The sequence below is a fragment of the Chryseobacterium sp. Leaf201 genome (assembly GCF_001421435.1).
GTDB lineage: Bacteria > Bacteroidota > Bacteroidia > Flavobacteriales > Weeksellaceae > Chryseobacterium.
The window spans coordinates 237,844-251,485 of sequence record NZ_LMKA01000001.1 but is presented as its reverse complement, the minus strand read 5'-3'; the positions used below and the strand labels follow the sequence as shown (position 1 = coordinate 251,485).

At 40.4% G+C, this 13,642-nt stretch carries 12 protein-coding genes and 1 pseudogene; 6 read left to right on the top strand and 7 right to left on the bottom strand.

What is annotated here, in order from left to right:
* Positions 1-74 precede the first annotated feature (74 nt).
* Positions 75-620 carry a DUF4251 domain-containing protein gene (locus ASE55_RS01205; protein WP_056214379.1) on the top strand — a complete coding sequence of 182 codons (546 nt, stop codon included), beginning with the start codon at positions 75-77 and terminating at the stop codon, positions 618-620.
* Here the strand turns inward: ASE55_RS01205 and meaB are convergent.
* The gene (meaB, locus tag ASE55_RS01200) at positions 617-1,603 is read right to left on the bottom strand and encodes a methylmalonyl Co-A mutase-associated GTPase MeaB (RefSeq protein ID WP_056214376.1); all 987 of its coding nucleotides are present in this window, start codon (positions 1,601-1,603) and stop codon (positions 617-619) included. The two genes, ASE55_RS01205 and meaB, sit on opposite strands and share 4 nt — an antisense overlap.
* 272 nt (positions 1,604-1,875) lie before the next feature.
* Between meaB and ASE55_RS01195 the strand changes: the two genes are divergently transcribed.
* Positions 1,876-2,166, top strand: a complete 291-nt coding sequence (locus ASE55_RS01195) for a c-type cytochrome (RefSeq protein ID WP_056214373.1) — start codon at positions 1,876-1,878, stop codon at positions 2,164-2,166.
* An 88-nt stretch (positions 2,167-2,254) separates the two neighbouring features.
* On the opposite strand, the gene ASE55_RS01190 is transcribed toward ASE55_RS01195, so the two are convergent.
* The 4 genes from ASE55_RS01190 to ASE55_RS01175 all read right to left on the bottom strand — a co-directional run bounded on the left by ASE55_RS01190 (position 2,255) and on the right by ASE55_RS01175 (position 5,491).
* On the bottom strand, positions 2,255-2,767 hold the full coding sequence (locus ASE55_RS01190; RefSeq protein WP_056214371.1) for a tetratricopeptide repeat protein: 513 nt from the start codon (positions 2,765-2,767) through the stop codon (positions 2,255-2,257).
* The gene (gene prfH / locus ASE55_RS01185; RefSeq protein ID WP_056214367.1) at positions 2,754-3,452 is read right to left on the bottom strand and encodes a peptide chain release factor H; all 699 of its coding nucleotides are present in this window, start codon (positions 3,450-3,452) and stop codon (positions 2,754-2,756) included. The genes ASE55_RS01190 and prfH overlap by 14 nt, the downstream gene beginning before the upstream one ends.
* Entirely contained in the window at positions 3,440-4,018 is a 579-nt protein-coding gene (locus tag ASE55_RS01180) for a hypothetical protein (protein WP_056214365.1), read from the bottom strand. Before ASE55_RS01180 ends, prfH begins: the two co-directional genes overlap by 13 nt.
* Positions 4,019-4,099: 81 nt before the next feature.
* Positions 4,100-5,491 (bottom strand): RtcB family protein, encoded by a 1,392-nt coding sequence (locus ASE55_RS01175; protein ID WP_056214362.1) that lies wholly within the window; start codon positions 5,489-5,491, stop codon positions 4,100-4,102.
* Positions 5,492-6,074: 583 nt separating this feature from the next.
* Here ASE55_RS01175 and ASE55_RS01170 point away from each other — a divergent pair.
* From ASE55_RS01170 to ASE55_RS20875, 4 genes and pseudogenes are all read left to right on the top strand, one after another.
* Positions 6,075-7,526: a DUF4836 family protein gene (locus ASE55_RS01170; RefSeq protein ID WP_056214360.1), complete on the top strand. Its 1,452-nt coding sequence runs from the start codon at positions 6,075-6,077 to the stop codon at positions 7,524-7,526.
* Positions 7,519-8,166: an ATP-binding cassette domain-containing protein gene (locus ASE55_RS01165; protein ID WP_056214357.1), complete on the top strand. Its 648-nt coding sequence runs from the start codon at positions 7,519-7,521 to the stop codon at positions 8,164-8,166. The genes ASE55_RS01170 and ASE55_RS01165 overlap by 8 nt, the downstream gene beginning before the upstream one ends.
* 6 nt (positions 8,167-8,172) lie before the next feature.
* Positions 8,173-9,333 (top strand): FtsX-like permease family protein, encoded by a 1,161-nt coding sequence (locus ASE55_RS01160; RefSeq protein WP_056214354.1) that lies wholly within the window; start codon positions 8,173-8,175, stop codon positions 9,331-9,333.
* 69 nt (positions 9,334-9,402) lie between these two features.
* Positions 9,403-10,747, top strand: a pseudogene (locus tag ASE55_RS20875) (IS3 family transposase).
* A 63-nt stretch (positions 10,748-10,810) separates the two neighbouring features.
* On the opposite strand, the gene ASE55_RS01145 reads toward ASE55_RS20875, so the two are convergent.
* Positions 10,811-11,314, bottom strand: coding sequence for a hypothetical protein (locus tag ASE55_RS01145; RefSeq protein WP_128414469.1), 504 nt, complete (start codon positions 11,312-11,314; stop codon positions 10,811-10,813).
* A 66-nt stretch (positions 11,315-11,380) separates the two neighbouring features.
* The gene (gene scpA, locus ASE55_RS01140; RefSeq protein WP_056214344.1) at positions 11,381-13,498 is read right to left on the bottom strand and encodes a methylmalonyl-CoA mutase; all 2,118 of its coding nucleotides are present in this window, start codon (positions 13,496-13,498) and stop codon (positions 11,381-11,383) included.
* Positions 13,499-13,642: the final 144 nt, after the last annotated feature.

The following is a 13,642-nucleotide window of genomic DNA, read 5'->3' as shown; positions in this document are numbered from 1 at the left end:
ATTTTTATTCCAAAATAATTTCACGGCTGTATATTTGCATGTAATTTGATGTTTAAACCCAAATAATCCGTATTATGAAAAAGTATATCCCGATTATATTTATATTCAGCTTTCTGACGATTTTCCAAAGCTGTTCTTCTCAGAATACCGTTCCGTCTCAGGCGGTCAATATGATGGTAAATGCACAGGATTTTTCTTTCCGTGCACAGAGGGCAAATCCCACCAACTATGATGTAATCAACGTAATGACCTCTTTGCCCAATGCCCCGGCTACGAGAATACTGGATCTTTCAGGGAGCAATTATTCCATTGATTTAAAAAATGACAAGCTTGATGTAGCACTGCCTTATTTCGGAAGGGTCTTCAACCCAAGCTACGGAAATACGGCACAGAACAGTTACCGGTTTTCATCAAAAGACTTTACGGTAAACAAATCACAGAATAAGAAAGGGAACTGGATCGTAAAAATAAAAGTGAATGACCAGTCTACGGTAGACGAAATTACCATTGAGGTGTTTAAAAACGGTAAAGCCTTTACTTCTGTAAGAAGCAATGACCGACAGCCTATTTCTTATGATGGGTATATTACCAAAAATGAAGAGCAGAAAGCCCAGCCTTAATTAGGTTTATTTAGAAACTGTTCCACAAATAATTTTGCTTCTGTACTGGGGTTTGAAATCATTGCAGAAGCATTTTTTTTATGCCGAATATAAGCTTCTTCCAGAGAATTATCCTTCTTCACCATTGACAGTATGTATTCCTGCACCCAGTATTCGAAGCGTTTCTCTGCCTGTTGGGTCCTTACGGTTTCAAAGCGGTTATTTTTCTTTTTTAAACTGATAAACTCATCAATTTTTTCAAAAACATCTTCCAATCCGTTATTATTCAAGGCAGAACCTAACAAAATGGGCACTTTCCAGTCTTTTTCCTTTGGCGGAATAAAATCCAGGGCCCGTTTCAGTTCAAGCCTGGTATTTTTTGCCTTTTGCAGGTTATCGGGATCTACTTTATTAATGAAAACCACATCTACCATTTCCATAATCCCGCGTTTGATTCCCTGAAGTTCATCTCCCCCGCCGATAATTTTCAGGAACAGAAAGACATCGGTGATATCGGCAACCAACACTTCAGACTGCCCCACGCCTACCGTTTCTATTAAGATATAATCATAGCCTGCCGCTTCACAGATCATCATGGTTTCAAATGTCGTATTGGCAACGCCGCCTAAAAACCCGGAACTCGGAGAGGGACGGATAAAAGCATTTTCTTCCCTGGCAAGCTCTTCCATTCTTGTTTTATCCCCCAAAATACTTCCTTTGTTTATCGAAGAACTGGGGTCTATGGCCAGAACGGCTACTTTTTTACCGTTTGAAATGGCAAGCCTTCCGAAATTTTCTATAAAAGTAGATTTCCCGGCTCCCGGAACTCCGGTTATCCCTATCCGTACCGAATTTCCTGTAAATGGCATCATCTGTTTCAAGAGTTCCTCTGCCTGCTGCCGGTGCTCGGTTTTCTTACTTTCCACCAATGTAATCGCTTTCCCGATCAGGCGTTTGTTCCCTGACCGTATTCCTTCTATAAGCTCTTGTGTAGAAAATTTCATTGATTCAAAAATAAGGATTAAACAGTGAATGATCAATAGTGAATTTGATATTGAACATGTTTTTAAGATTAAAATTACAGGAAATTACAGACTGTGCGTCAAAACACAGAATCTGAATCCTGCATCTGATACCAGAAAACAGCAATTTACAGGTGAAAGAATCCGCCATGTATTTATCTGCGGCTAATTTGTATCCCGTCTAAATTATCCCTGATTCCATTAATGAGAAAAGGAAATTCTTACATTTGCTTCATTCAAATAAATAAGTAAACATGAAAAAAATTATCGCTGCAGCATCATTTACAGCTCTTGTATTGTCATCCTGTACTCCGAAGGCAACAACAGCAACAGCACCGATGGCTGCAACGTCTACAGCAGAACAGATTGCCCAGGGAAAAACGATCTTTGAAAATTCCTGCGGAAGATGCCATAAATTACCGGACCCGGCTGCTCATACTCCGGTACAGTGGGTAGGAATCATGAATTCCATGGCGCCGAAAGCGAAGTTAACTGATGAGCAGCACCAGTGGGTTTATGATTATGTGGTTTCTGCGAAAAAATAGTCAATTAAAAAATAGCTTCAAAAGCTGTGTTAAATACAGACTGATCTCTGTCAATAAAAAGTAAGATTAGAATACGATAAAAGGAGACCTATTGGGTCTCCTTTTTCTTTTCAGTTTTGTTTTTCTGCCTTTTAGACCGGATGAACTTCTTCCGTTCTTTTACCAGTTCCAGACTGCCCGGAGTAAAACAATGTTTTTCCGCTTCTTTTAAAAATTTCAGGGCATTTACCAGGCTTCCTCTTTTTTCGGAAAGCAGAGACCGGTGCATCCAGATTACTGACCTGTCGATTCCTTTGATTTTTAAAGAATATCTGATGAGTTTTTCTGCTTCCCGCAGATCTTCATTGTCCAGAAGGCATTTGATATAGTACTGCGGAACATTGAGACTGGTCATGTCACACTGCATTGCTTCTTCAAAATAAAGTTTTGCCTTATTATAATCCGTGAGCATTTCACTGTAGATTCTTCCCATCAGGCACAGGCTGTCTGCATCTTCGGGATCGTAGGACAGCGCATAATTCAGTGCTTCCAGGCAATCCGGCAGGCTGTAAGGATAATGATCCAGAGCCTCGAAATAATATTTGCTTTTAGTTAAGGTCATTTCTGTAGTTTTTTAATTCATTTTTTAAACTGTTCCTTTCTTTTTTGAAAGATTTTTCCTGATAAGACTTTTTAAAATCTGTTCCGGAAAATGTACGGACCGGATTTCCCCGCTGTACCTGCAGGTGATTGTTCCAGGTTTCCTGCATCCTTTTCTGAAGCTGGCTTATATTATGCTCCAGGACTTTTTCTTTTAATCTTGTGACAGACCGTTTTTTATTCTCCAACTGAGATCGTGAATCCTGTACGAACACGCTTTGCCCCGTCGGCAAATGAGTAGCCCGAACAGCAGTATTCACTTTATTCACGTTCTGTCCGCCGCTTCCCTGGCTCCGGGCCGTCTGAAACTGGATATCTTGTTCACTGAAATTAATCATGTCCAATCCTTCAAGCTCAAAAATACCGATGAACCAGTTGCTTCTTTTGTGCAGTTTCCGGAATGTACTTTTCCCTGTCCAGCAGATACTTCCCAGCCATTTTTTTAAAAATCCCTCCAGCTCTTTTGATTTTAAAAGGATGGTTACGGATTTTACCGTCAGATTTTCATCACCGGCTTCACGGTGAATGATTTCATAGTCTATAGTATGCGCTTTTGCATCCTCGAGGAAAACCTTCAGCACTTTGGCTGCTACCCACTGGCATTCTAAAGGCCCTCTTCCTGCGGTGAGCTGTATTAATTTTTCCACTTTTGTAAAATTTTTAAGATCGCTTCTCTGTTTTTAGCTTCTTTAATAAATGTTGGCAGTCTTTCTACCATTCGCATTCTGTAAGGCAGTCTTGTCCTTAAATCTGATGAAACATAATTCTCCATTTCTAAAAGATGTTCCCGGTTCTTTGCCCAGAATAATTTGTTCTTAAAATCTTCCTGAAAATAATAAGGACAACCAAAAATCCGGTCATGTATTAATCCTTCCTGTTTCGTAAAAGAATTTAAATATTTTTCAGTTTTCGGCTTAATCTGAAAAGAAGCATCACATCCATCACATTTTACCAGAACAGTTTTAGGCTTTTCTTTCAGATTTCCCTGTTCATAGCGGATAGGATGCGCACACATGGGACAGTTAATATTCACAAATACTTTGTAAACCATCAGATCATGTCCATTTTTCTTCAAATTACAATGCCTGCATTCCAAGGTTGCCTGTTTGTAGCTATGTTCATTTTTCACGACAGCATCTTCTCCGCAATCCGGACAGACGACAAATATATTATCGTCGTAATTGAAATATTTCTGCTGATATATTTTTTTCATTTTATTAATTAATTTTCGACTGTTTACAGTTCAACTGCCAGCTAAAATCTATCAGCCGGCAATTACAGCCTATCAATCATTTTACTTATCCATCCTCACAATTCGCGGCTGAAAAGTACCGAGGATATCCACCAGCTCACTTTGGGCATTCATGACGTCATTGATATTTTTGTACGCCATCGGAGCTTCCTCGGTATTTCCGCCCATTAAAGTGACATTCTTGAGTTTTAATTCTTTTCTGATGTCATTCTGAGTGAAAAGATTCCGGCATTCTCCCCTTGAAAAAGCCCTTCCGGCTCCGTGTGAAGCAGAGTTCAAAGACTCAGAGTTTCCTTTTCCGCGAACGATAAAACCTTTTGCCGTCATTGATCCTGGGATCATTCCCAGCTCATTTTCACTAGCCGGTGTGGCGCCTTTTCTGTGAACAATCACTTCTTTTCCGTTATGGATTTCTTTCCATGCAAAATTGTGGTGGTTTTCAATCCTGGCTTTTACGCGTCCGCCGACTGCTTTCACCAGTCTTCTGTGAATATCGTCATGACAGGCTGAAGCATAATCTCCGGCCAGGTTCATTGCTGTCCAGTATTCTAGCCCGAGATGCGTATCCAGATCCAGCCAGGCGAAGTTCTGCGCTTCTTTCGGCAGCGGACATTGTTCTGTCGCAACTCTTGAATAGTACTGGGCGATTTCCGCACCCAGTCCGCGTGAGCCGCTGTGAGAAAGAATCCCGAGGTATTTCCCTTTTGGGAGCCCGATCTGCGCATCTTCTTCCGTAATCTGAACTTCCCCGAATTCCACAAAATGGTTTCCGCCGCCGGAACTTCCCATCTGTTTGATGGCTTTGCCTTTCAACCTTCTCAAAACCGGAATCATATCGAACGTATCCCTGTCGAAAATTTCATGATCGATATGGGATTTATGCGTTTCATACATCCCGAATTTCGTGTGCTCGGCCAGTGCTTTTTCATATTTATCTTTCGCTCCGTCCAGATATGAAACCGGCGTATCCAGAATACTCAGGCTCATCCTGCAGCCGATATCCATCCCGACTCCGTAAGGAATTACGGCATTTTCTACGGCGAGCACACCGCCGATCGGGAGGCCGTAGCCGCTGTGTGCATCAGGCATCAGCGCGCCCTGCACCGCAATTGGAAGCTTCAGCCCTGTGTACAGCTGGCTTTTGGCTTCATCTGAAATCTGAGTCCCGAAAATCTGAAAAGACGTCCGGTTGGCATTCAGCATCCTTTTTTCTGTTTTATTTGATGAAAGCAGGGCTTCCGCGATTTGTCCGAAGGTTAAATCTTTTTCGTAGTTCTCCGGACTGACCAGAATTTCTTTCAGAAGCGATTTTACATGATGAATATTCTTCGTTGCAAAATTCCTTTTCATCACCTCCAAAGCGATGTTGACGCTCTGGTTGTTCGGGTAGCCTAATTTTAATATATCTTTTCCTTTTAGTTTTAAATTTCCCATTGTTTTAATAAGATGTTAGATATGAGATGCCAGAGGTTAGACTTTAAGCATCTGATTTTTTTCAACTAAATAATTAGTCAAATTTAATTTATGATCATTTTGATTAGTAAGAAATAAATCCTTCCTTCGTCAAAATGACAATGTGGAGTATTTCTTTAGCCCCGATGGAAACGGCATCCTTTTTTGCACGGCCTGAAAAGCGCTGGCAAAAAAGATACAGTGGACAGCGGGATTAAGCTCCTGATTAAAAAATGATTTCGGGGAAACTGGTTTGAGTTTGAAATATTGCGCAATAAAAAACCCGAAATCTTATGACTCCGGGTTCTGATATTTCATTATACTGTTATTCTAAGAATGTACCCAACCACGAAGCCTTACCACCATAAGCGGTAAACTGAAAGGAGAATTATGATCTAATATGAACATTGCTTCGTTGTTTTTTAATGGGTTAAACTTTATTTTCTGCTGCAAATATATAAAATTTTATTAAATCCAGGGTTTATTTCTAATTTTTTTGTAATTCACAGATAAACGGGTTTCGTTCATTACAAAAGGTTATATTTGTTTCTTACACTTAATAATTATGAGAAACATTTTAATGAGACCATTGTTCTACGTATTTGCGTTTGCAGTCCTGCTTTCCTGCAATTCCAATAAGAATAATGAAATTCTGGCGTATACCACAGACACGACATTGGGATTGTCCAGGGTTAATTTAAATACCATTTCAGAAAAAATTCCCGTTGATAAGATTTTAAAGGAGAAGAAAAACCTGAAAGATGACGAAAAATTCTTTTTGCAGCTGGTAAGCAAGCCTAAAGAATCTGGTATTGATACGGACAAGCCTCTTTATTTTATTATTGACCAGGGTAAATCTGCCTATGATCCTGACGCAAAAGCATTCTTCTGGATCAATGACAAGGCAAAATTCCAGAAAAGCATGTCTGATCTTACTAAAAGCAAGGTAAGCATTGATAATAAAGACTATATCTATGTTGACGGCAAGCTGTCCGGCAGCATAAAAGGTGACCTGGCCATTATTTCCAGCGAAAAATCTTACAGCCCTTATGCGGGTTACGGTTCCATGGGCGGATCTTCAGGCAGTGTGCCAAAACTCAGTGAAAAATATTTTACGGATTTCTGGGGAAGAAAAGGCACTTCAAGCACCGTGATCAAAGAACAGGTGGATCAGTCTTTGGTAGATAACAAAGACATCAGCGGCTGGGTAAACCTTTCTGCTGTAGCAAGCTACCTTTCAAAAGGATATATTGAAACTCTTGCTGTAAATAAACTGATTAAAGATTCAGGGATGGGCTTTGATTTCAACTTTGACAAAGGGAAAGCTGAAATGGATACCAAGACCTTCTTTAATAATGACATGAAGAAAGTGGTGGAGAAATATTATGATAAAAATAAAGTCAACTATGATCTTGTAAAAAATGTTGAACTGGACAATGCAAAATCGTTTACAGTGGGGTTCTTCAGCCTGGATTTTATGAAGTACCTGATAAAAGAAGCCGGTTTTGAAGCTACCGTAAACCATTACCTGGCATCAACCAACAAAACACTGGAAGATATCACTTCCACTTTTACAGGAGATTATGCTTTTGTAGACTTTAAAGCTGCACCAACGGACAGTATGGATTATTCCTACAGATCCAATAACGCGCTGGTATTGGGTTTCAATCCGGATAAGAAAGAGCAGCTGGCTTCATTGTTACAGGGCCCAATCGGAGCAAGTAAAAAATACATGATCGGCAAAAATGAAGTGATCTTTTCTGATGACGACACGGTAATTTATCAGTTCCAGAACAAGAAGGCGGGTAAAAACTCAAAACTTGATAAAAAATCCGGGGTTACCGCTTATTCATGGTCTGACGGGAATGATTATAATCAAAAACACGATGCTGCCGTAAAAGTAACCAATATGGTTAATGAATCTAAGGAAGACGACGGAAACCTGGTTTCCAAAACGGTCTTTACACTGGATAAAAAGGATGAAAATGCATTGTATTATTTAATTATGAATGGATAATATTGTTTTAGAAAATATCTCCCCGAAATATTTTACACCAAAAAATATTGAACAATCTGAAATCTGGAATCGCAATATTGTTTTTCAGAAAGGGAAAAAGTTCCTGATTGTTGCGCCTTCCGGAAGCGGAAAATCTACTTTGGCCACCGCAATACTGGGAACCCATTTTCAATATGAAGGAAACATAAAGTATGATCAGCAGGTGGTAAAAGACCTGCATCTGGAAAAAATTGTGGAGCACAGGAAAGCGGGAATAAGCCTGCTGTTCCAAGATGTCAGGTTAATTAAGAACCTTACGGTTTCAGAGAATATCCTGCTACGTGTTTTTGACAAGGACCGGAAAAAGTTCATTCCGAAAATGGAAGAGTATGCAGAAAGACTGGGAATCAGGAACCTGCTTGATAAAAAAGCGGAAAACTGCTCGTATGGGGAGAGACAAAGAAGCGCCATCGTTAGAAGCTTAATCAATCCGACAGATTTCCTGGTGTATGACGAATGTTTCAGCCACCTGGATTTCAACAACAGAAAAATTGCATTTTCATTGATCGATGAGGTGTCCCGGGAAAGCGGAAGTTCGGTTATATTCTTTGAATTGAATGAATTTCCTTTTGAACATGAATATCAAATTCTTCATTTATAAAAGCGTATGAAGAAAATTTTTAACTCAGTGATCCTGTATGCAGGATTATTTATAGCCTTTATCCTGGTGCTGTCCTGCCTGCAGCTGTATGAAAATGCCAACCGGCTTTTCGGGAACAAAAGCAGTGACAGCAACTACTGGCTGACTTTCAGCAAGAAAATTACGCCTGATAATATCGGGCGGAGGGAACTGCTCGGATTCAATGAAAAAGATATTGCCGGACTTAAAAAATGGCAGGAAGTGGAAAGCGTGTATCCGTTTTCGGCGAACGAGTTTAAAGCTTCGGCAAACGGCGGCGACTTCATTCCTTTTTATACAGACCTGTATTTTGAAGGCGTTGATATAAAAGCAATTGATGTTCCATTGACCGAAGAAGAATTCCAGGTAAGAGGTGACGAAATCCCGATTATTATTTCAAGGGAATACCTGAACCTGTACAATTACGGATTTGCTTTAAACCAGGGCCTGCCGCAGATTTCAGAAGATTTTGCCAAGAAAATTGAGGTTAACATCAATATTGTTGTCAATAAACAGAATAAAACATACCGCGGAAAAATGGTAGGGTTATCAGACAGGATTCATTCCGTGCTGATTCCGAAAAAGTTCCTTGATTCTTTAAATTTAGCAGAAAAGCCTCAGCTGGCCAATCAGCCTAAAATTTTTAACAGGGTTCTGGTACAGGTACAAGATTCCGGCGATGAAAGCCTGATTTCAAAGATGAAAGAACACAATTATGAATCCAATCAGGAGAGCCTGCGTTCTGCCAAGATAAAATCAAAACTTTTCCTTGTGCTCAACCTTATTGCTTTATTGGGAATTTTTATTTTCGCCCTGTGTCTTTATATTATCGTAAGCTTTATTAAAATCCAGTTTCTGGAAAAACAGGAGGAAGTATCGATTAAAAACAGCCTGGGATATTCACCGAAAAAAATGGTAGGCGATATCAGCAGACGGTTCTGTATCAACTTAATGATTGTTCTGGCAGTCAGTTTAGCCGTAATTGCCGGAGGACAGTACTTTTTAGCACAATCAGGTGTTTCTAACGGACTGTTATCCATGTATATCAATCCTCTGCTGTGGGCAGCGATCATTATAATCCCGGTACTGGTTTATTTCTTTGTGAAAGAACTGATCTACCGCTGGCTGATCAGATCCTGGAAAATATAAAAAAGGCCGTCAGATTGGACTGCCCCCAAAAAGTTAGACACTTTTTAGGGGTATTTTTTAATTATGGGGATATCAAAATATAGTTTAGAGTTTAAGCAAAGCTGCGTAGAGAAGATTTTAGGAAGTGATCTTTCAATAAAATCACTGGCACATAAATTTGGTCTGGATCCGACAATGGTTCGCAAGTGGGTTCGGTTTTATGAGTTATATGGAGCGCAGGGACTGCAGCGCAGGAGCAATAGCACGTATGATGTAAAATTCAAATTAGTCGTTTTAAAAACAATCCATGAAAAGGGTTTGTCGGTAAAAGGGGCGGCYGCTGTAAAGTTTAATATTGCAGCGGAATCCAGTATCCTGAACTGGCGGCGGGATTACGAAAAAAGTGGTATTTTAGGTCTGGAAAACAAACCGCGGGGAAGACCGAAAATAATGAGTGACTACAAACGTAAGAAAAGAAAATCTGACAAACCGCTGACCCGCGAGCAGGAACTGCTTTTGGAAAACGAAAGGTACGCGCCGAGATTGCAKTTCTAAAAAAGTTGGACGCCTTAATTCTGGCAAGGAAAAAACCGGAATCATAGAGGAATTGAGGCAGGAATTTGATCTGGCAGTTTTGCTGGATTGTACATCTATGGCGAGAAGCAGCTTTTACTATCATCAGAAAATGCTTCAGAAGAATGATAAATATGCTGAGATAAAAGCATTGATAAAACAGATCTATCACAGGCATAAAGRCAGGTTTGGATACAGGCGTATCACKTTGGTAATTAAAGAAAAAGGAATTACGGTCAATCATAAAACAGTAATGAGACTGATGRAAGTTCTGGGACTTAAAAGCATCATTAGGGTAAAGAGRTACAGATCCTACCGTAGAGAGYCTGGTAAGACAGTACCGAATATTCTGGAAAGGAATTTCAGGGCAGATCAACCGGGCAGGAAGTGGGCAACCSATGTGACGGAGTTCAATGTCTCCGGAAATAAACTGTATTTATCCCCCATAATCGATCTTTTCAATGGAGAAATCATCAGCTATGAACTTTCTGAGAAACCTGTTTTTGCACAAATTGTAAATATGCTGAAAAAGAGTTTCAGGAAAATAAAGAATACAAAAGACATCATTCTCCATTCTGACCAGGGTTGGCAATATCAGATGAAAGCCTATCAGCATCTGTTAAAAGAAAAAGGAATCATCCAAAGTATGTCCCGAAAAGGAAACTGTCTGGATAATGCRRTAATCGAAAACTTCTTCGGAACACTAAAATCCGAGATGTACTACACCAGAAAATTYAAAACCATTGACGAATTGAAAAAAGAAATAAAAGAATATATCAATTATTACAATCAAATAAGACTTAATCTAAAAGGAAAGAGTCCGGTACAGTACCGAACTCTTTCCTATCAAAATATTATTTAATTTTGTCTAAACTTTTGGGTGCAGTCTAGATTGACGGCCTTTTGTTTTTGTATAATGTTTAGTTTATGAATCTTCAGAACCCAGACTGTCCATTTCATCCTTCATTCCTCTGCCACTGTCGGAATGATAAGATCTGTCAGATCCTAAAAAGTAAATGTTATGCCTTGCTTTTGCGATAATCCCGTTGTACTCGTCTTCAGACATCCCTTCCGGCACATCACTCTGGTTTTCGGACGGTTTTCCATATACTTCAAGAGCACCGTTTTCATTTAATACTGATTTTGCCACTTTAGCCTGTTCCAGATTATCTGCATACACAACGATGTTGTTTCTTCCTATACTGTGCTTGCGGTAGGTATCCAACATCTCTGCATCGTGGGCAAAGGTATATTCAAAAAAACCTTTGGTCTGCTCGTCTTCCTGATAATGATCAGCTGACAGGCCGCTTTCAACACTTGATTTTGAAACAATAATATCTGCTTCGTCAAAGCCTTTTGCTTTTAAATCTTTTTTAATATCTTCTGTATCTACAGTTACCGGAAATACTGAAATTACTGTATACGCCATAATATTTTTTTTAATTGCGGTTAACAGTACAAAAGCCATGCAACTTATGAGGTATTTAAGTTAAATTTAATTTAAAAACCTTTCAAGAATATCTACTGCACACTTGGGAAGATTTGTTCCCGGGCCAAAAATAAAATCAGCACCATTGGCATATAAAAATTCGTAATCCTGTTGTGGAATGACTCCACCAACCACAATTGTGATATCATCCGCCCCGAGTTTTTTCAACTCTTCCACCACCTGAGGAACCAGAGTTTTATGGCCTGCTGCCAAGGAAGAAACCCCCAAAATATGAATATCATTCTCTACGGCCTGCTTGGCAACTTCTTCGGGCGTCTGGAATAGCGGGGCAACATCTACGTCAAATCCCATATCTGCAAATGCCGTAGCTACCACTTTTGCGCCTCTGTCATGGCCGTCCTGCCCCATTTTAGCGACCATCAGCCTCGGGCGCCGGCCTTCTTCTTCTTCAAATTTCCCTGTAAGCTCAAGGGCTTTTCCAAAATATTCATTTTTACCGGCATTCATTGCGTATACTCCTGAAATGGTTCTGATATTGGCTTTATACCTGCCAAAGCTTTCTTCCATCGCATCGCTCATTTCCCCCAGCGTCACTCTTCTGCGCGCCGCTTCAATGCACAATGCCAGAAGATTTCCCTGACCGGATTTTGCAGACTCCCGGATTTCGTTCAAAATCTGTTCAACAGCACCGGCATTTCTTTCCGTTTTTATGGTGTTCAGTCTTTCAATCTGCTTCCTGCGGACTTCTGTATTATCAATATCTAAAATTTCAATCTGGCCCTGTTTTAAAACCGACCTGAATGAATTGACTCCAATGATGAATTCTTCACCGCTGTCAATTTTCGCCTGTTTCCTTGCCGCAGCCTCTTCAATTCTCATCTTCGGAATCCCGGCTTCAATGGCTTTGGTCATACCGCCTTCCTGCTCTACCTCATCAATGTATTTCATGGCTTCTTCAATCATCTGCTGGGTCAGGCTTTCCACCAGATTGCTTCCGCCCATAGGATCAACCACATCGCAGATCCCGCTTTCCTGCTGGAGGATAATCTGGGTATTTCTTGCAATTTTTGCTGAATAATCTGTCGGGAGCGCAATGGCTTCATCCAAAGCATTGGTATGAAGAGACTGTGTACCGCCTAATGCCGAAGACAGGGCTTCAATTGCTGTCCGGGTAATATTGTTGAATGGCTCCTGCTCCGTTAAAGACCACCCTGATGTTTGGGAATGGGTCCTTAACGCCAGGGATTTAGGGTTCTGTGGGTTAAACTGCTTCAGAAGGGTTGTCCAGATGTATCTTGCCGCCCTCATTTTGGCAATTTCCATAAAATGATTCATCCCGATGGCCCAGAAAAAGGACAGCCTCGGTGCAAAATCGTCCACGTTCATTCCGGCCTGTATTCCGGTCCTTACGTATTCCAATCCGTCTGCCAAGGTATAGGCCATTTCTAAGACCGGTGTGGCACCGGCTTCCTGCATGTGATACCCTGAAATAGAAATCGAATTGAATTTAGGGATATTTTTAGAAGTATATTCAAAGATATCGGCAATGATCTTCATGGATGGTGCCGGCGGATAAATATAGGTATTCCTCACCATAAATTCTTTGAGAATATCATTCTGAATGGTTCCTGAAAGCAGTTCCTGGGATACGCCCTGTTCTTCTGCTGCTACAATATAGAATGACAGGACAGGCAGAACGGCTCCGTTCATCGTCATGGAAACCGAAATCTGGTCTAACGGAATTTCATTGAACAGAATTTTCATGTCTTCCACAGAATCAATGGCCACTCCGGCTTTCCCTACATCACCAACCACCCTGGCATGATCCGAATCATAACCTCTGTGCGTTGCAAGATCGAACGCTACAGAAAGTCCTTTCTGTCCTGCCGCCAGATTTCTTCTGTAAAAAGCATTAGACTCTTCGGCCGTTGAAAATCCTGCATACTGACGGACAGTCCACGGCTTCTGGACATACATGGTGGAATATGGCCCTCTTAAATAAGGCGCCATTCCCGGAGCAGTCTGTGTTAAGGATTCATCTTTAATATCTTCTTTTTTATATGAAGATTTCAGCTGCAATCCGTCTTTTTCAAACTGATAAATTTCCGATGTTTTCCCGGTTATGTTAAATTGAGGAGCTTTATTCTGAACTTCCCTTCTCATACTTGCAGATTTATTAGATGGCTAAAATTACACATTTTTAGCAATATAGTTGCTGAAAGAATAATAGCTTTCCTTTCTTTCTACTTTCTTCCGAAAACTTAAGTATTCCCTTACCAGGAAAGGAAATTTTCTTTGTAATTTTAG